A 17,770-nucleotide genomic window follows, 5' to 3' on the forward strand; every position below is an offset into this window, starting at 1 on the left:
CAACTTCCTTATTGGGCAGCTTGCTGCACCGGCTTGGTTGTGGCGACGCCGATATCCTCAAGCGCTTCCGATACTGCATCTTCCAGCGGCGTGTGCGGGATCGTACCGATAATGCCTTCCAGCCGGGCTGAAGCCAGCCGGTGCGGCTCGAAGCGGAGATAGGACATCGAAACGATCTCGCGCCACATCGCCACGAACGGGCTGCCGGCGCGCAGCACCCACCACGGCATCTTCGTCAGCTTCAGCGCGTGCCCGAGCGCCTTCTCCGCGGCCGCCTTGATGTCCAGATCGGTCACCGCATGGCCAGGAAAATTCAGCGCCTCGTATGAGCCGAGCTTGTCGAGATTGTCAGCCAGCCCGACGAAGGTCTTGGCCAGGTCGGGCAGATAGGCCCATTCATGCACGAGATCGACCGGTCCCGGTGCCGTATAGATACCCTTGGTCATCTTGGCGGCGACAACCAGATCGAACCACGATCCGCTGCCGGTGCCGCCGAAGAAATCACCGGCGCGCAGCAGGATCGTGCGCACCCGACCCGCGTCCGCCTCGCGGCGAAACAGATCTTCCATGGCGACGCGGATGCGGCCCTTTTCCGTCGTCGGGCGAAACGGCGTGTCTTCGGCGATCACCGCCGGCATCGGCGAGCCGTAATTGTAGACGGTGCCCGGGAAGAGATGCAGTGCGCCGTTCGCCCGGCAGGCAGCCATGACGTTCTCCGCCATCGGCAGACACTTGCCCCAGTCGGTGTAGAGCGGGTTGAGGCCGTTGAAGATGATGTCGACGCCTTCGGTGGCGCGGATCAGCGCGTTGCGGTCGAGCGCGTCGCCGGCGATTGCCGTGGCGCCTTTGAGCTCGGCCGGCACCTTGCCGCCGCGGGTGACGGCGCGGACATCGTAGCCGGCATCGAGGAAGGCCTTGGCCACCGCACGGCCGAGCCGGCCGTTGGCGCCGAGAATTGCGATCTTGGTCATTGTTCGTCTCCGTGTTTGTGTTGCGACCCTGTTGTGGCCTCTTCGCAAGCGAATGAAAATTGACTAAGGCTGGCGTTCTGATATTCAATTTTGAATGGATATCGATTGGAACCTGATCAAGAGTTTCGTCACGGTGGCGGAGACCGGCAGCCTGTCTGCCGCCGCGCGAAAACTTGCCGCAAGCCAGCCGACGCTCGGCCGCCACATCGCCGAGCTGGAACAGGCGCTCGGCGTCACCCTGTTCCGGCGTGGGCGGCGTGGCTATGCGCTCACGGAAGCAGGCAGCACGCTCTTTGAACAGGGTCGCGCGGTGAGCGAGCAGGCGAGCGCCTTTTCGCTGCTGGCGCTGGGATCGGTCGAGGCGATAGAGGGTACGGTGCGCATTGCCGCCAGCGAAGTGGTGGCCGCCTATGTGCTGCCGGAAATGATGGCGAGGCTTGGTTTCGAGGAGCCGGGCATCGAGGTCGAGATCGTCGCCTCGAACCAGGTCGAGAATCTGCTGCGTCGCGATGCCGATATCGCCATTCGCATGGTCAAGCCGGCGCAGAATGAACTGGTCGCGCGCAAGGTGACCGACATTCCGCTCCGCGCCTGCGCGGCAAAATCCTATCTCGACCGGCGTGGCCGTCCGCGCGAGGCCCGGGATCTCGCCGGCCATGATCTGGTCGGCTTCGACCGCAGCGATGAGATCATTCGCGGCTTTGCCCAGTTCGGCGTCCCGCTTGCCCGCAATGCCTTCCGCTTCAGGACCGATAATCAGATCGTGCTGTGGGAAGCGGTGCGGGCGGGAAACGGCATCGGCTTTGGCCAGGAGCCGCTCGCCGACCGTGATCCGCTGGTCGAGACAGTGCTGCCGGGTCTCCCGCTGCCGACGCTGCCGGTGTGGCTGGCCATGCACCGCGACGTGCGTACAAGCGTCCGCATCCGCCGCGTCGCGGATTTCCTCTACGAAGAGTTCAAGCGCTATTCAGCCGGTGCTGCCTCGGCTGCGAATTCAGCGCGGTGAGCGAGCCCGGCCATCAACAGCACGACGATCAGCAGCCCGGAAAGAGCGACGAAGATCGGGCCGAAGCTCGAGCGTTCGGCGATGAAGCCGATCGCCGACGGCGCCACCAGAATGCCTGAGTAACCCATTGTGGTGACGACGCTCATGCCGGTGCCGGACGCCATGCCTTCCTGGTTGCCGCCGGCCGAAAAGATGATCGGCACCATGTTGGCAATGCCGAGGCCGCAAAAGGCAAAGGCGGCAATGGCGAGCCACGGCGAGGGCGCCAGCCCGGCCACCAGCATGCCGGCAGCAGCGGCAAGAGCCGAGGCACGCAACGTCGTAACGGCACCGAAACGGTTGCGGACGCCATCGCCAAGGAAGCGCATGACGGCCATGACACCGGAAAAGGCGGCGTAGGCCAGGCCTGCGATGGCAAGATCGGCGCCGAGCTCCTGCCTGAGATACAGCGCCGCCCAGTCGAGCACCGCACCTTCGGAGATCATCGTCAGCAGTGCCATCAGCCCAACCAGATAGACCAGAGGGTTTGCCGGCAACGCGAATTTGTGGTGCTCGGGGGCTGGGTGCTTGTCCTCGGCGATCAGGTAGCGGATCGCTACGGCGATGACGGCAAAGGCAAGAGCCGTCACCACCGTCGCATGGGCGAGGTGACCGTAGTTCTGGATGGCGAAACCGCCCAAAGCGCCGCCAGCGAAACCGCCAAGGCTCCAGAAGCCGTGCGAGGACGACATGATGGCACGGGACAGCCGCCGTTCGACTGCCACTGCATTGGCATTCATGGCGACGTCCATGCCGCCGATCGAACCGCCGAAGATGAACATGGCGATTGCCGCCAAGGGCACGTTGGGGGCCAGAGCCACGACCAACAGGCCGAAGCTGCCGGCAAGTCCGAACCAGCGCAGCACAGTGCGCGAGCCATGCTTCGAGATCAGATGGCCGCACCAGGTCATGGCGGTTACGGCCCCGGCCCCGAACAACAGAATCAACAGGCCGAGCGTGAATTTGCTGATGTCCAGCCGGGTGAGGAACACCGGGATCTGCGGCGCCCAGCTCCCGGTCAGGAAGCCATTGGCGAGGAAGATGCCGGCCACTGCCCAGCGTCCACGAATCGCGGTCTGCGTCATTTCTGCGCGTCCATCGGGTAGAATCCGGTCCGGAAATGGCTTCGCGCGGCAAATTAGATCGATTCAATTCACAGTCAAGCGCTGTTCGCCGAAAGTGCTTGGACCAGACGCTACGTCCTCTCGCGTCGGCCAACCATCTCGGCGGTCCACTTCGAAATCCTTACGGCTCGGGATAAGGCGCGCCATCCTTGTGCACAAACCGGCCATCAACGTTGGTGCTCATCATGTCGATGTCGGAGCAGGTGGCGACGTCGTCGGGCCAGCGCGAACCGACTTCGAGATAGATCGCCATCGCGCCCGATTTATTGATCATGTGATGGCCGTTGCCTGATCCTTTCGGAAAGGCCGCGCAGTCACCGGCGCGCAGCACCGTCTCGCCGGCATCTTCGACGAGCGTCAGCTCGCCTTCAAGCACGTAGACGAATTCGTCTTCGTGCGAATGCCAGTGGCGCTGGCTCGACCAGTTGCCCGGCGGCAGGCGCATGAGATTGATGCCGAAGTCGGTGAGCCCGCCTGCGTTGCCCAGCCGCTGCCGCACGCGTTCGACACAGGGTGCATCGAACGGCGGTGGATAGGATGAGCCCTTGCGTCCGGGCACGTCGGCAACGTCAATCTTAGGCACGGCGTCCTCCCTAGTGATCCCTGGGGCGCCTTGCCTCGAACTCGGCCTTCTTGGCGTCGGAGGCCTCGATCTGGTTCAGTGCCTGCCACTCGGCATAGGGCATGCCGTAGATGATCTCGCGCGACTGTTCCTTGCTGAGTTCGACACCCTCGGCCTGCGCCGCATCGCGGTACCAGTTGGACAGGCAGTTGCGGCAGAAGCCGGCGAGGTTCATCAGGTCGATGTTCTGCACGTCGGAACGCTCGCGCAGATGCGCGACCAGCCGGCGGAAGGCAGCGGCTTCGAAATCGCGCTTTTGTTCGTCGCTGAGTTCGGTCATGTCTTTGGCGTCCCTTGGGCCTTCCGTCACACCGGTCCGGTGCGCGAGCCGAATATTTTCACCGCATGTATATCGGCACGTCGATCGATCGCGTCAACGATCGGCGCCAGCCGTTCGGCCCAGTCGAGGGCACCCTTAAGGTCGGCGATCAGGTCCTGGCGGATCTCGAGCAGTGCATGGGCAAATCCGTTGACGATGGCGTGCCTGAACATGGTATCGCCGCGCAGTGCGCCGTCATAGGGTTCGTTGTCGCCGACGATGAGGCTCTTGTCCTGGGCGAGCATGTCGATCAGCGGCCGCGCAACGCGATCGTCGAGATCCCATAATATGCCGACGTGCCACGGCCGCACGAAGCCCTGCATGGTCGGTGTGAAGGAATGCACCGAAAAGATGAAAGGTGCCTGCGCGGACGCTTGCGCCACCGAGGCGATCATGGCGCCGACGGCATCATGATAGGGGCGGTAAAAGCGGTCCAGACGTCTTTCGCGTTCCTCCGACGCCATGGGATAATTTCCCGGGATGATGGTGCCGTCATAGAGCTGGCGAATCAGCGTTGGATCGTCCTCGCCGCGATTGGGATCGATCAGCAGCCGTGAAAAATTGGCAAGCACCGCCGGAACGCCGAGCAGACTTGCGAGTTCGCGGGTTACAGTCTCGACGCCGATGTCGTAGGCGATGTGGCGGTCGAACTCCGCCGCTGGCAGGCCAAGGCTGCCATATTCCTCCGGCAGGTCGCGGCGAGCGTGATCGGCCAAAAGCACCATGCCGCGCTTGCGGTCGCCTTCGACGATGTCGAAAGGCGCGAAAACTGTGGATCGGGTCATCGGCGGGAAAGGTCTGTTCGCGGGCTTCCTGGGAGGGTGGTATCGTCATTCCACGAAGAGAACGCTTGCGCAATGCCGTTGTTTAGCCACGGTTTCTGCAAAAAACTGAGCGGGGGCGACCGCAAGCGCGCCGGAGCCTTCTAAATCGATTGGAATTGGACAGATCGGCGCGTTGACATGCGTACGGACTTTTCCGAAAAGGGGCGTTGAGAGATGCAAATGTGGTTCTTGAGGGGTTTCAGGATGGGTTTCGCCGGCAGGCTGCGTGTGCGCCATGCCTTGGCCATGCCGCTCCTGATACCGGCAATGGGCCTTTTCGCGGTGATCACGGCCTCGCCGGCACGGGCCGATTTCCGGGTCTGCAACGCCACGCAGAACCTGGTCGGCGTCGGCATCGGCTATCGCGCCAAGGCCGGCTGGATCACCGAAGGCTGGTGGCACATCGAAGGATCGAGCTGCAAGACGCTCATCGAGGGACCGTTGTCATCAAGGTTTTACTATCTTTATGCAGAAGACGCCGAGCGCGGCGGACGCTGGGATGGCCCGATCAACATGTGCGTGGCCGAAAAAGAGTTCAAGATCGCCGGCGTTACCGACTGCGTCGCCCGGGGCTTTCAGCGCGCCGGATTTCAGGAATATGACACGGGCGAGCAGGCAAGCTGGATGGTCCAGCTGACTGACGAGCCCGCAACGGATGGCGCTGCAGCCGCCCCGGGAACAAACAGTCAATGAGACGCAGCCGCAAGGTCAAGATCCTCGCCACCATCGGTCCGGCCTCCTCGTCCGAGGAGATGCTGAAGAAGCTGTTCGAAGCCGGCGCCGACGTGTTCCGGATCAATATGAGCCACACCGACCATGAATTGATGCGGACGCTTGTCGGCCGCATTCGTGCCGTCGAGGAGGCGGTCGGCCGGCCGATCGGCGTTCTCGCCGACCTGCAAGGGCCAAAGCTGCGCGTCGGTAAGTTCGCCAACGGCAAAGAAGTGCTGACCGTCGGCCAGACCTTCACGCTCGACGACAATCCCGAGCCCGGCAATTCGAAGAGGGTCTACCTGCCGCATCCCGAAATCCTGCGTTCGGTCGAGGCCGGTCATCGCCTGCTGATCGACGACGGCAAGCTCGAGCTCAAGGCGGTCAGCAGCAACGGCCAGGCGATCGTCTGCACCGTCGTCGCCGGTACCACCATTTCCGACAAGAAGGGCGTCAGCCTGCCCGACACCGACCTGCCGGTCGGCGCGCTGACGGAAAAGGACCGCCGGGATCTTGACGCGGTTCTGGCGACCGGCGTCGACTGGGTGGCGCTGTCCTTCGTGCAGCGGCCCGAGGACCTGGCCGAAGCGCGCAAGATCGCGCGCGGCCGGGCGCTGATCATGGCCAAGATCGAAAAGCCGCAGGCCGTCGCCCGGCTGGCCGAGATCATCGAGCTTTCGGATGCGCTGATGGTCGCCCGCGGCGATCTCGGCGTCGAGATGCCGCTCGAAGCCGTGCCTGGCATTCAGAAGCAGATCACCCGCGCCGCCCGCCGCGCCGGCAAGCCTGTGGTGGTTGCCACGCAGATGCTGGAATCGATGATCACCGCGCCGGTGCCGACCCGCGCCGAAGTCTCGGACGTCTCGATCGCCGTGTTTGAAGGCGCCGACGCGATCATGCTTTCGGCGGAGTCCGCCGCCGGCGCCTACCCGGTCGAAGCGGTGGCGATGATGAACCGGATCGCCACCAAGGTCGAAACCGACCCGACCTATGCCGGCATCATCAACGCGCAGCGCTCGGAACCGGAAGCGACCGGCGCCGACGCCATTTCGCTTGCTGCCCGCGAGATCGCTGAGACGCTGAAGCTGTCGGCCATCATCACCTACACGGCCTCGGGTACAACCGGCCTGCGCGCCGCGCGCGAGCGGCCGCAAGTGCCGATCGTGGCGCTGTCGCCGATCCTCAACACGGCGCGGCGACTGTCGCTGTTGTGGGGCACGCATTGCGTCGTTTCTCCCGATGCCATCGACCTCGACGACATGGTCGATCGCGCCTGCCGCATCGCTTTGGACGAAGGATTCGGCAAGCCCGGCGACCGCGTCATCATCACGGCCGGCGTTCCGCTGAGGACGCCCGGCTCGACCAACATGCTGCGCATCGCCTATGTCGGATCGGAAGTCGGCCGCTAATGTCGGCGGCGGCTGCCGGATGGGCCGGCTGCATGGCGCGTCGTAAACGCGGCGCCAGCCCGGCGCATCGACGGCAGGTAGATCAGGGTCGACGCCGAACTCCCGCCCGCGTGCATCAGCCTGTGGCCGGCCGCGAGCCGGTTCGGAGGCCCCATCCGACTTGAGCTGGAGGTCAGTTAGGGTAAAATCTCTCCTGGGAGAAAGAGGAGGGTGATCCAATGTGGATGCGCACTGATCTTCTGGAACTCCTCGGCATTGAGCACCCGATAATCCAGGCGCCGATGAGCGGCATCACCACGCCGGAACTGGCGGCGGCAGTCAGCAATGCCGGGGCGCTTGGCTCGCTCGGATGCGGCATTCTGCCTGCGGCGGCTATCCGCGAGCAACTCACGGCGACGCAGCACGCGACCAATCGTCCGATCAACGTCAACTTCTTTGCGCACCCGCCGCCGGCACGCGATGATGCGGCAGCCCAAAGCATGCGAGACCGCCTTCGCGGCTGCTATGAGGAGGTCGGCCTCGGACCGGTGCCCGAGCCGGGCGAGCCCTTCCCCACCTTCGATCGTGAGCGTCTCGAAATTGTGCTCGAGCTGCGCCCGAAGGTGGTCAGCTTCCACTTCGGCCTACCCGACACCGCAATTGTGCAGCAGTTGAAAGCGGCCGGCTGTACTGTCTTGTGTTCGGCTACCACCGTCTCGGAAGCGCGCCAGCTTGAGGCAGGAGGGGTGGACGCCATTATCGCCCAGGGATACGAGGCCGGTGGGCATCGCGGCACATTCACTGGCGACCCTGCTATCGGCACAGCCGGCACCATGGCCCTCGTACCGCAGATTGTTGATGCCGTGCGGGTGCCTGTAATTGCCGCCGGCGGTATCTTCGACGGTCGCGGCATTGCCGCCAGCTTTGCACTTGGTGCATCTGGTGTGCAGATCGGCACGGCTTTCCTGGCCTGTCCTGAAGCCAATGTGCAGCCAGTCTATCGCGCAGCATTGCGCTCGGCCAACGACGAGAGCACGTCGGTGACTCGCTGCTTCACTGGCCGCCCAGCGCGCGTGGTGCGCAACCGGTTTGTGATGGAAATGGCTGGTGAGGAAGATGCTGCGCTGGCGTTTCCGCTACAGGCGAGTCTGGTCATGCCGCTTTCGATGGCGAAGGATGAAAGCAAGCGGGCTGACTTCTTGCCCATTTGGGCCGGGCAGGGCGTTGCGAAGCTGCGGCAGATGCCGGCCGCCGCGCTTGTGGAGAAACTCGTCACGGAAGCAAGCGGCGTAGATCGGGCCTATAGGGGAGTAGGGGAGTAGGGGAGTAGGGGAGTAGGGGAGTAGGGGAGTAGGGGAGTAGGGGAGTAGGGGGCATGCGTTCCGCAGTGCAATCTACACCTCACATACTGCCTTACTCCCCTATTGCCCTACTGGCTTCAAATGCCTTCGCCGGCAAGCTCCTCGGAAAGTGCGGCGACCTGGTCCTGGGCGCTGCGCATCATCGGGTAGATGCCGAGAACGCGCTGCCAGGCTTCAAGTGCCGACTGCTTGTGGCCGGTTTCGGCCATGATCTGAGCCAGGCCCGAAAGCGCGCCGAAATGGCGTGGTTCGAGCTGCAGGGTGCGGTCGATGTCCGCCATCGACTTCCCGTAGTTCTTCATCATGAAATGAACAGTGGCGCGCCGGTTCCAGCCTTCCGCATAGGTCGGCTGCAAAGTCACCGCCTGATCGAGAAAATCGAGCGCGACATCGAATTTCTGATTTTCGATTGCCTTCTGCGACCATTGCATCATCAGGTCGATAGAGGCGCTGCCCGACTGGGACCACTCGCTGCCGATCCGTCCGGCGATGCGCTCGGCCGCCTTTTCATTGCGTTCGCGCTTGAGATCGGCAAACAGCTGATCGAGCCGCGCCTGTTTCGTCTTGACGACCGGAGGTGCTGTCGGCGGAGTTGTGGTCGGATCTTCAGCCCACGCCGGCAGCGAGACAGCGCCGGAAACGAGGAAAGCCGTGAAAAATGCAAAAAGAATCCGCATCGCGGGAATCTAGCCCCCGACGCCGGATCGTCAAACTGAATTTAGCGTGAGTGTCGTATCATGCGAACGGAGGCGCGCAGCCTCCGTCGAAAACTCAACCCTGGCGCGCCTTGTAGCGCGGCGCGGTCTTGTTGATGATGTAGATGCGGCCCTTGCGACGAACCAGCTGGTTGTCGCGGTGACGCGCCTTCAACGCCTTGAGCGAATTCTTGATTTTCATGGTCTTGCCCGTCGGTCTGGGCCCGGTCACGGGCCGAATTATTAAGGCGCGCCCACAGACGCGCCTTTGAACTGTGCGTGGCTCATAGACGAGGAGCGTTGCCCGTGTCAACCGCAAGCGCGTTGCCTAAACGATACGGACCGTTTCGTATCATCAAATATCCGCCACTGGCGCCTTGCGGCATTGCGCAGGCTTGCGACGGCTGGAATGATGCGGTTGCGAATTGGAGATCGTCATGCGCCGAATTCTTGTGTCCGCCTGTCTTGTCGTCCTCGCGGCAGGCTCTGTTGCCCATGCGCAGGAATGCGACCGCAACGACGACAGCCAGCAGATGATGAACATCTGCGCCGACGCGGACTACAAATCCGCCGACGCCAAGCTCAACAAGGCCTACCAGGATCTCATCGGCGGAAGTGACGCAAAAGCCAGGAAGCTGTTGCAGACGGCGCAGCGCGCCTGGATCGCTTTTCGCGACGCGGAATGCAGCTATTCCGCCGCGGACAGCGAAGGCGGCTCGATCTATCCGATGCTGATATCGGAATGCCTGACGCGGCTGACCGACGATCGCACTAAGCAGCTCACCGCCGATTCGACCTGCGCAGAAGGCGATGTGAGCTGCGCCAGCCCCGACGAGGACGAGAGCGGCGACATCCAGTAAGCGTAGGTTCTAACTTTGTGTTTGAGCATGATCTTTTCCGAAACCGGATTCCACTTTTCGCTAGCGCGGACCTTCGGTTCGGGATCATGCTCTAGCTGCGGCGGCTCACGCGCGTAAAATGGCCCATCTTGCGGCCGGGCCGCGCCTCGGCCTTGCCATAGAGGTGCAGCATCAGATCGGGCTCGGCGAGCAGCTCAGGAACGCGCCGGATGTCGTCGCCGATCAGGTTTTCCATGACGCAGTCGAACTGCCGGGCGGGACTTCCCAGCGGCAGGCCGGCGACGGCGCGGATGTGCTGCTCGAATTGCGAGATGGTGCAGGCGGCCTCCGTCCAGTGACCGGAATTGTGGACGCGCGGCGCTATCTCGTTGACCAACAGCGAACCGTCGGCAAGGACAAAGAATTCGACGCCGATGACGCCGACATAGTCGAGCGCTGCAAGGATCTCCGCCGCCGCCGTTTGAGCCGCAGCCGCCGTGTCGGATTCTACTCCGGCCGGCAGCGTCGAGCTGTGCAGAATACCGTTGCGATGGACATTCCACGCTGGATCGTAGGCGGCGAGCGAGCCGTCGCTGCCGCGCGCGGCGATCACCGAAACCTCGCGCTCGAAGGTGACGAAGGATTCCAGGATCAACGGCACGTTGCCCATCGCCTCGCAAGTGCCGGCAAAGCCGCCTGTTTCCATGTTGCGGAAGACACGCTGGCCCTTGCCGTCATAGCCCATGCGGCGCGTCTTCAATATGCCGCTGCCGTTGAACTGTTTCAGCGCAGCCGTCAGTTCCTCGTCATTGTCGACGGGACTGAAATCCGCGGTCGGTATGCCGATACCATTGAGGAATTTCTTTTCCGCCAGCCGGTCCTGCGCCACTTCCAGTGCGCGTGCCGGCGGATAGACCGGCACCGTAGAGGCAAGTGCCGCGGCAGCCGCGACCGGAACGTTCTCGAATTCATAAGTAACGACGGCACTGGCCGCAGCCAGCTCGCCAAGCGCGGCCGCGTCGTCGTAGGCGGCGACGATCTGCCGGTTGGCGACCTGTGCCGCCGGGCAATCCGGCTGCGGCTCCAGCACGACGATGCGATAGCCGAGGCGGGCCGCGGCCATCGCCAGCATGCGGCCCAGCTGGCCGCCGCCGATGATGCCGATGCTCGATCCCGCCGGCAGGCTCACGGCGCGTCCGTGGGCTCGGCGGCCACCTTGGCGGTCTGCGCGGCGCGCCAGCTATCCAGCCGGGCGGCGAGCTTTTCGTCGCTCAGCGCCAGCACCGCGGCGGCGAGAAGGGCAGCGTTGGCAGCGCCGGCCTTGCCGATGGCCAAAGTGCCGACCGGAATGCCGGCCGGCATCTGCACGATTGATAGCAGCGAATCCTGGCCCGACAGCGTCTTTGATTCCACCGGCACGCCGAGCACCGGCAGCGGCGTCATCGCCGCCGTCATGCCGGGCAGATGCGCCGCACCCCCGGCACCGGCGATGATCACCTTGTAGCCGGCCGCCTTGGCGCCCTTGGCGAACTCATAGAGCCGGTCGGGCGTGCGGTGGGCCGAGACAATCAGCCGCTTGTGCGAAATGCCAAGCGCCTCAAGCGTTTCGGCGGCGTGGCGCATCGTCGCCCAGTCGGACTGGCTGCCCATGATGATGGCGACGTCGGCGCGGTGATCGTCCAAGCTTCTGCTCTCCGGCGGCAAAGGCGCGCATTAGCGGAAATCGAGGGGAGCCGCAAGGATGGCCGGAAACGGCAAAGCCGCTTGTGCCGTCTGCGTGGCTACGCACATGGACTTGGGCGGTCTGTCATCGGGCGGCCGCTGCTCGGAAGCGGTTGACGAAGTCGTCAAGTTCAGGCCGTTCGGTATCGGAAATCGCCCAGTAGGAAAAGGCGCTGTCGCTCCAGTGGACCAGCGAGAAGCCACCAGCAGAAAGATCGACCGGTCCGGCTGTCGAGCCGGTTTCCTCGGGCGCGGCGACGAGAGTGATCAGGTGCTCGCGGTGCCTGTAGACCAGTGCCGGCACTGGCTGGTCGGCGATCACCTCGACTCGGCCGCCGAGCAACGCGAAGCCGTCACTGGCAAGGTCAGGTGCCGGCGGCGACAGGCCGACCCTGCCATCCAGCCAGGGTTTGACCGTGTGCCGGTCCGACGAGACGACGTCCACCGGGCTGGCTGCCAGCAGGCTGCGGCGGTGGCCGTTGGCGACCGCGGCGGCAAAGCTGTCGGGCGCCCTGCTCAGCATCATCCACTGCGTCGCGCCGCTGGCCAGCACGGCGGTAACGACGATCGACGCCGCCAGCGCGCGCCAGTCGAACGCGCCAAATCGGTGCACGGCTCTGTGTGCCGGCGGCACTCGAGCGGCGGGCGCCGGCGCCGGCAGCACTTTCTCCGTACCGGCTGTCCCGATTGCAGCGATGCGAGCCTTGAAATCCTCACGGACATCGAGCCTCGGCAGCCCGCTGACGACCGTCTGCAGCGCAACGATGCGGGCATGCTCGGCGGCGAGCGCCGGGTCGGCGGCGATGCGTCGCTCGACAGCCAATGCTGCTGCTGCGTCGAGCTCGCCATCGACCAAGGCGTGGATCATCAGCGCCACGCCCGCCGGGTCATCGGGCAGTCCATCGTTGTGCGCGCTCATGGCGCCCTCCCAAGTTGGGATATCAGCAGACCGCGCGCCCTCGCCAGCCGCGACATCACCGTGCCTAGCGGCACGCCAAGCAGCGTCGCGATCTCGCGATAGCTGAGGCCGTTGACGTCGCGCAGCACCACAGTCTCGCGAAATTGGTGCGGCAGCGCGGCGATCGCCGCCTCGAGTGCGGCCGTGTCGGCCTTGGCGATCAGGCTTGCCTCAGGATTATCCGTATCCGGCAGGCCGGCGCCATATGCAGCCGTCATGTCATCGAGGTCGCTCAGGTCGCCGACGGCGACGATACTGCGCGGCCGGTTGCGCGCCAGCCAGGAGTAAGAGGCGTTGCGCACGATCGCCAGCAGCCAAGCGCGCGCATTGCCGCCGGCATAGCCGGCGATGCCCGCATGCGCCTTCAAACAGGCCTCCTGCACCACATCCTCCGCATCGGCTGCGTTGCCCGTCAGCCAGCGGGCAAGCGCAAGCGCATCCGCGAGATGGGGCAGAACCACCTCGCGAAAGCGCTCGGTCGCGGCCTCTTGGTTCAACACCGTCGCATCGCCCGGCATCCCGGGCAGAACCTTCCGAAAATCCTCACGGAGCGACGGTGATCCTGCCCTGCATGTGCGGGTGAAGCCCGCAGAAATAGGCATAGTCGCCCACTTTGGTGAAGGTGAAGGCATATGTGTCACCGGTGTCAAGCGCCTTGGAGCGAAACGAGGCATCGTTGGCGACCACCAGATGCGGGATGTCGTCGTCATTCTCGAAGGTCACGGTAGTGCCCTGCTTTATCGTCAGCACCGCCGGTGTGAAGGCAAAGTTCTCGATCTTGACCATTGGCTGGTCTGCTGCGTTCAGTGGCATGGCAACCATTATCAGGATCGCCGCCAAACCGAACGTGACAGGGGATACGACCAAGACGCGGGATGGGAAGCGGATCATCGCATTTCTCCTCAAGCCAGCGTGCTGTCGATGATGGCGAGGTCCTGCCCGCCTTGCTTGACCGTCACGCTGCTCGTGCCGAGCAGGCTGCGCAACTGGCCGGCAGGCACCGTCATCGGCCCGGGTGAGGCTGCGGTGCCCGGCGCCGGTTGCGGGAAAGCGGTCGAGCGCGCGGTATGGAAGGTAACGTTGCCTTCGACCTTCTGCATGATCTGGTGGATATGGCCGTTGAGTACGGTGACAGAGCCGAAGCGCTTGAGCAGGGCCAAGGCCTGCGCCGCGTCGTCGGTGCCCCAGCCCCATTCGGGATAAACAGCCCATAGCGGGATGTGGGCAAAGACGACGATTGGCGTCGAGGCGGTGACCGCCTTCAGATCATCGGCCAACCATGCCAACTGGTCGGCGCCGAGATTGCCCAGCCCTCCAGCCTTCAGGTTGACGACGTTGACCAGCCCGATGAAATGGACGCCGTTCTGGTCGAACGAATACCAGCCAGCGCCCTTGGTGCCTTTGCCGTAGCGGTCGAGATAGGCCTGGCCATTGCCGTCATCGATCAGGTCGTGCTCACCGGGCACATAATGTACGTCGAAGCCTGCGCCGCCGATGATCTGGGCAGCGTTGTCGAACTGCGCGACTTTCGACAAATGGGTGATGTCGCCGGTGTGGATCATGAAAGCGGGCTTTTGCGGCAACGCCTGGATCTTGCCGATGGCCTCCTTCAGCGTGTCGATGGCGTGCGGGTTGGCAGCCTTGTCGAAGCCGATGTGGCTGTCGGAGATCTGGAGGAAAATGAAGCCGGTGGCCAAGGCTTCTGCGGCTTGCGCCGCGCCGAGCAGGCTGAGCGAAACCGGCACGCCGGCCGAAATCGTCCACAGCACTCCCGTGCCGGCCCAGATCATGCATTCCAGTGCATGACGGCGGCTGATGCCGTCAGCTTCATTGTCGTGGTGGTGGGTCATACCGGTCTCCTGCAACGCCGGAAATGGCGTCTGCTTGGGAGACCAATGGGCGGGGTGGTTTATTCCGCCCGACGACCAAAAAGTCATTCACAGTGCCGTGATGGCGCAATGGCCCGATGCCAAGCCGGCGCTGGAAGGCACTGGCTCGACCACGTTCTGGCGATATCTAGTCCGGCCAGCGCAAGGCCCCGGCGGACTGCTTGCGAGCGGGTTTCATCGCATCCGCAGGACGCTCCTTCGCGGTCAGCACGGCGCGAAGCTGCTCGGCGACGATTTCTGCCTCGCCGGGGTGCAGGTTGCACGGATCAAGGAAGAAGTGACCGCGCTCGACCTCGTGGTTGCGCACGATGATGGGGGGCGAGCCCGCCGCCAGCGCCGAGGCAAGGCCGGCGGCGGTGAACCTGCTTTCAGGCGTAACAAACACCTGCAGGCGGTCGAGCGGATTGGCGGTCGGATCGGGAATGATATGCGCGGCGATACCAGGCAGTCCTTGCAATGCGTCTTTCCACAGATGCAGGGCGGCTTCCTCCCGCTGACGGATGCCGGCATGGTCGCGCCGCTCCCAGGCTTCCAGGGCCGCCATGGTACCGGCAATGCTTTCCTTGCCCACCTTCATCGCCCGCGCAACGCCACGATTCTGGAGATAGGCGGCCCGCACCAGATCCGTGCGCCCCGTCACGATGCCGCTTGTCGGTCCGCTGAGGAACTTGTGCCCGCTATAGACGACGATGTCGGCGCCGCGTGCGAGAAAGCCGCGCAGGTCGTATTCGGAGGCGGCGTCGACGATCACCGGCACGCCCTTGGCGTGGCAGATCTCGCAGAACTCCTCGAGCGAAAGCATGCCGTATTGCACCGTGTGGTGCGCAACTACGTAGAGGCCGGCTGCGGTGCGGTCGCGGATCGCGTCGCGCACATGATAATCCTGCGTCACGCTGACCGTGCCGGCGGGTATTGTCTTCGCCCCGGCCAACCGGATCGACTGGTCGATCGGCGCGCCATAATTGACGATGTGACCGAGCTGGACGATGACCTCCGACTTGAGGCCCTCAGTGTCGTCCGGCAGCCGCTCGATCGCAAGAAGGCTGGTTCCGGTCATCGCGCCGGCAATCGCCATGGTTATGCCGCTGGCGCAGCACGCGGTGATGAAGCCGGCCTCGCCGCCGGTGAGGCGTGCAATCACAGTACTTGCGGCGCGTTGCAGATCGTCCATCTCGACCCATTGCGAGGCGATTTCCGACATTGCGGCAATCGCTTCTGGCACGATGATCGAAGCGCCGAGCGCCGTCATCGTACCGGAAACGTTGATGATCGGGCGAAGGCCAAGCCGTTCGCGTATTGTCGTGTTGGAACGGTCAGCGGCATAGGTCGTCATCTCTGCAGATCCTGTTTCGAACGATTTCAGGCGATCTCGACGACCGCCTCGATTTCAACTGTGATGTTGCCCGGCAGCGAGCCGACACCGATTGCCGAGCGGGCATGTCCGCCGATCTTATCAAAGACGGCCGCGAAAAGATCGGAACAGCCATTCACCACCTTGGGGTGCTCGCTGAATGTCGGCGTCGCATTGACAAAGCCAAGCAGCTTGACGACGCGCACGACGCGGCCGAGGTCGCCGGCCGCCGCATGCATGACGGCGAGCAGGTTCAGGCCGGTCAGACGCGCATGATCATAGGCCTCTTCAACGCTGACGTCGTCGCCGACCTTGCCGGTGCAGAGCGCGCCATCGGCGCGCAACGGCCCCTGGCCGGAGAGGAAGATCAGCCGTCCGCTCTCGGCATAGGTGACGAAGTTGGCGATGGGCTTCGGCGGCTCGGGCAGTGTCAGGCCCAATTCCGCGAGCCGGATGTAAGGCGTCATAAAAGCTCCTTGCGACAGCTTTCGCCGTCCGATGTCAAAAATGCGAGGCGCGAAATCGCGCCAGGAAGCTGCGAAGGCGTTCATTGTCGAAGCCCGCCGCCAGAATCTCGGCGGGTGGTCCGACGGCGCTGACGCCGCCGTCCGCCATGAAAACGATGCGGCTCGATGCATCGCGTGCAAAAGCCATCTCATGCGTGACCATCAGCATCGTCATGCCGTCTTCGGCAAGGCTGCGAACGACCTCGAGCACCTCGCCAACCAGTTCGGGGTCGAGCGCCGAAGTTATCTCGTCGAGAAGCAGTATCTTCGGCTCCATCGCCACGGCGCGGGCGATGCCGACGCGCTGCTGTTGGCCGCCGGACAACTCGGCCGGCAGGCTATCGGCCTTGTGGGCGAGGCCGACCCGGCCGAGCCAGTGCTCGGCAATGGTGCGGGCCTCGGCATTGCTCTTGCCGCGCACCTTGCGCAGGCCAAGCATGATGTTGCCGGCGGCAGTCAAATGCGGAAACAGATTGAAGCTCTGGAACACCATTCCGGTCTCGGCTCGCATCGCCGCCAGGTCGCGCTCGCTGCGTCGCTGGCGTGTTCCCGTCTCGCGATAGCCGACCTCCTTGCCATCGATACGGATCGAGCCGCTGTCGTAGCTCTCCAGGAAGTTGACGCAGCGCAGCAGCGTGGTCTTGCCGCTGCCGGAAGGGCCGATGACAGTCACCACCTCGCCGCGTGTCACCTTGAGACTGACCGAGCGCAGGACCTCGACGGATCCAAAGGCTTTGGAAACCTCGGAGACATCGAGAAGTGCCGGATTCTGGTGCGAGGCATTGGACATCTTGCTATTCCCGGATGAAGGAGAAACGCTGCTCCAGCCGCCGGCTGGCCAAGGAGAGGGCGTAGTTGACGGCGAAGTAGACGAGCGCACCGAGAATGTAGAGCGGCATCGCCTCATAGGTGCGGCCGATGACCTGGTTGATTGCCTGCATCAGGTCGGTGATGCCGAGCAGCGAGACCAGCGCGCTGCCCTTCACCGCGTCGGTCACGCCATTGATCCAGGGTGGCAGGAACCGCCTGAACGCCTGCGGAAAAATGACGTAGGCCAGCCGCTGACGAAAGGTCAGTCCGATCGCCATCGCCGCCTCGGACTGACCCTTGGGAATCGAGCCGACGGCGCCCCTCAGATATTCGACCACTTGTGCGGTCTTGAAGAGGGTGAGGGCGAGTACGGCCGCCCAAAAGGATTCCAGATGCAGCCCCACCGCGGGCAGGCCGTAATAGACGAAGAAGATCAGCACCAGGATCGGAATGCCGCGTATGGTGTCGCTGAAGATGCGCACTGCCCAGCGCAGCGGAGCCGGACCGTAGACAAGGCCGACGCCCATCAGCACGCCGGCGATGAGCGATAACACCACGACCAGCAGCGACACCCACAAGGTTACCGCAAAGCCCTGGGCGAGGAACGGCAAGGCGTAAATGATCTGGCTCAGCAT

At 63.9% G+C, this 17,770-nt stretch carries 22 protein-coding genes; 5 read left to right on the forward strand and 17 right to left on the reverse strand.

The features are described from left to right. Positions 1-8: 8 nt before the first annotated feature. A complete protein-coding gene (locus tag NKI63_RS08685; RefSeq protein WP_352650943.1) occupies positions 9-971 on the reverse strand; it encodes an SDR family oxidoreductase in 963 nt (320 codons plus the stop codon). A 94-nt stretch (positions 972-1,065) separates the two neighbouring features. Here NKI63_RS08685 and NKI63_RS08690 point away from each other — a divergent pair, with 94 nt between their 5' ends. Further along, a complete protein-coding gene (locus tag NKI63_RS08690; RefSeq protein ID WP_352476142.1) occupies positions 1,066-1,977 on the forward strand; it encodes a LysR family transcriptional regulator in 912 nt (303 codons plus the stop codon). Here NKI63_RS08690 and NKI63_RS08695 read toward each other — a convergent pair. The 4 genes from NKI63_RS08695 to NKI63_RS08710 form a co-directional block, all read right to left on the reverse strand. Beyond that, entirely contained in the window at positions 1,935-3,101 is a 1,167-nt protein-coding gene (locus NKI63_RS08695) for an MFS transporter (protein WP_352821088.1), read from the reverse strand. The genes NKI63_RS08690 and NKI63_RS08695 overlap by 43 nt on opposite strands. A 160-nt stretch (positions 3,102-3,261) precedes the next feature. Then, positions 3,262-3,723, reverse strand: a complete 462-nt coding sequence (locus NKI63_RS08700) for a cupin domain-containing protein (protein WP_352821091.1) — start codon at positions 3,721-3,723, stop codon at positions 3,262-3,264. A 10-nt stretch (positions 3,724-3,733) separates the two neighbouring features. Next, entirely contained in the window at positions 3,734-4,042 is a 309-nt protein-coding gene (locus NKI63_RS08705) for a DUF1244 domain-containing protein (protein ID WP_254816513.1), read from the reverse strand. 26 nt (positions 4,043-4,068) lie between these two features. Beyond that, positions 4,069-4,866: an N-formylglutamate amidohydrolase gene (locus tag NKI63_RS08710; RefSeq protein WP_352821094.1), complete on the reverse strand. Its 798-nt coding sequence runs from the start codon at positions 4,864-4,866 to the stop codon at positions 4,069-4,071. Between the two features lie 267 nt (positions 4,867-5,133). Between NKI63_RS08710 and NKI63_RS08715 the strand changes: the two genes are divergently transcribed. From NKI63_RS08715 to NKI63_RS08725, 3 genes are all read left to right on the forward strand, one after another. Beyond that, on the forward strand, positions 5,134-5,598 hold the full coding sequence (locus NKI63_RS08715) for a DUF1036 domain-containing protein (protein WP_502894192.1): 465 nt from the start codon (positions 5,134-5,136) through the stop codon (positions 5,596-5,598). Next, a complete protein-coding gene (gene pyk / locus NKI63_RS08720) occupies positions 5,595-7,025 on the forward strand; it encodes a pyruvate kinase (RefSeq protein ID WP_352821097.1) in 1,431 nt (476 codons plus the stop codon). Before NKI63_RS08715 ends, pyk begins: the two co-directional genes overlap by 4 nt. Positions 7,026-7,243: 218 nt before the next feature. Beyond that, positions 7,244-8,326, forward strand: a complete 1,083-nt coding sequence (locus NKI63_RS08725; RefSeq protein WP_352687260.1) for an NAD(P)H-dependent flavin oxidoreductase — start codon at positions 7,244-7,246, stop codon at positions 8,324-8,326. 116 nt (positions 8,327-8,442) lie between these two features. On the opposite strand, the gene NKI63_RS08730 is transcribed toward NKI63_RS08725, so the two are convergent. Then, positions 8,443-9,042: a tetratricopeptide repeat protein gene (locus NKI63_RS08730; protein WP_352687263.1), complete on the reverse strand. Its 600-nt coding sequence runs from the start codon at positions 9,040-9,042 to the stop codon at positions 8,443-8,445. A 94-nt stretch (positions 9,043-9,136) separates the two neighbouring features. Further along, positions 9,137-9,262 carry a type B 50S ribosomal protein L36 gene (ykgO, locus tag NKI63_RS08735; RefSeq protein ID WP_006203764.1) on the reverse strand — a complete coding sequence of 42 codons (126 nt, stop codon included), beginning with the start codon at positions 9,260-9,262 and terminating at the stop codon, positions 9,137-9,139. A gap of 235 nt (positions 9,263-9,497) precedes the next feature. Here ykgO and NKI63_RS08740 point away from each other — a divergent pair, with 235 nt between their 5' ends. Beyond that, entirely contained in the window at positions 9,498-9,920 is a 423-nt protein-coding gene (locus NKI63_RS08740; RefSeq protein ID WP_352504986.1) for a lysozyme inhibitor LprI family protein, read from the forward strand. Positions 9,921-10,011: 91 nt separating this feature from the next. Here NKI63_RS08740 and NKI63_RS08745 read toward each other — a convergent pair whose 3' ends face one another. From NKI63_RS08745 to NKI63_RS08790, 10 genes are all read right to left on the reverse strand, one after another. Further along, positions 10,012-11,088, reverse strand: a complete 1,077-nt coding sequence (locus NKI63_RS08745) for a 5-(carboxyamino)imidazole ribonucleotide synthase (RefSeq protein WP_352821101.1) — start codon at positions 11,086-11,088, stop codon at positions 10,012-10,014. After that, positions 11,085-11,582 (reverse strand): 5-(carboxyamino)imidazole ribonucleotide mutase, encoded by a 498-nt coding sequence (purE, locus tag NKI63_RS08750; RefSeq protein WP_352504988.1) that lies wholly within the window; start codon positions 11,580-11,582, stop codon positions 11,085-11,087. Before purE ends, NKI63_RS08745 begins: the two co-directional genes overlap by 4 nt. 124 nt (positions 11,583-11,706) lie before the next feature. Further along, positions 11,707-12,540 (reverse strand): anti-sigma factor family protein, encoded by an 834-nt coding sequence (locus NKI63_RS08755; RefSeq protein ID WP_352821103.1) that lies wholly within the window; start codon positions 12,538-12,540, stop codon positions 11,707-11,709. Further along, positions 12,537-13,097, reverse strand: a complete 561-nt coding sequence (locus tag NKI63_RS08760) for a sigma-70 family RNA polymerase sigma factor (RefSeq protein ID WP_352880739.1) — start codon at positions 13,095-13,097, stop codon at positions 12,537-12,539. The genes NKI63_RS08755 and NKI63_RS08760 overlap by 4 nt, the downstream gene beginning before the upstream one ends. 25 nt (positions 13,098-13,122) lie before the next feature. Beyond that, a complete protein-coding gene (locus NKI63_RS08765; RefSeq protein ID WP_352821106.1) occupies positions 13,123-13,470 on the reverse strand; it encodes a cupredoxin domain-containing protein in 348 nt (115 codons plus the stop codon). A gap of 11 nt (positions 13,471-13,481) precedes the next feature. Then, positions 13,482-14,429, reverse strand: a complete 948-nt coding sequence (locus NKI63_RS08770) for a metallophosphoesterase family protein (RefSeq protein ID WP_352821109.1) — start codon at positions 14,427-14,429, stop codon at positions 13,482-13,484. A gap of 166 nt (positions 14,430-14,595) precedes the next feature. After that, complete coding sequence (locus NKI63_RS08775; RefSeq protein ID WP_352751196.1) at positions 14,596-15,801, reverse strand: aminotransferase class V-fold PLP-dependent enzyme; 1,206 nt, start codon at positions 15,799-15,801, stop codon at positions 14,596-14,598. 26 nt (positions 15,802-15,827) lie between these two features. Further along, on the reverse strand, positions 15,828-16,286 hold the full coding sequence (locus NKI63_RS08780; RefSeq protein ID WP_352704295.1) for a RidA family protein: 459 nt from the start codon (positions 16,284-16,286) through the stop codon (positions 15,828-15,830). A 34-nt stretch (positions 16,287-16,320) separates the two neighbouring features. Then, positions 16,321-17,115: an amino acid ABC transporter ATP-binding protein gene (locus NKI63_RS08785; RefSeq protein ID WP_352489302.1), complete on the reverse strand. Its 795-nt coding sequence runs from the start codon at positions 17,113-17,115 to the stop codon at positions 16,321-16,323. Positions 17,116-17,119: 4 nt separating this feature from the next. Continuing rightward, positions 17,120-17,770 (reverse strand): amino acid ABC transporter permease, encoded by a 651-nt coding sequence (locus tag NKI63_RS08790; RefSeq protein ID WP_352650810.1) that lies wholly within the window; start codon positions 17,768-17,770, stop codon positions 17,120-17,122.

It is taken from the genome of Mesorhizobium sp. M0410 (assembly GCF_040321435.1).
Classification (GTDB): domain Bacteria; phylum Pseudomonadota; class Alphaproteobacteria; order Rhizobiales; family Rhizobiaceae; genus Mesorhizobium.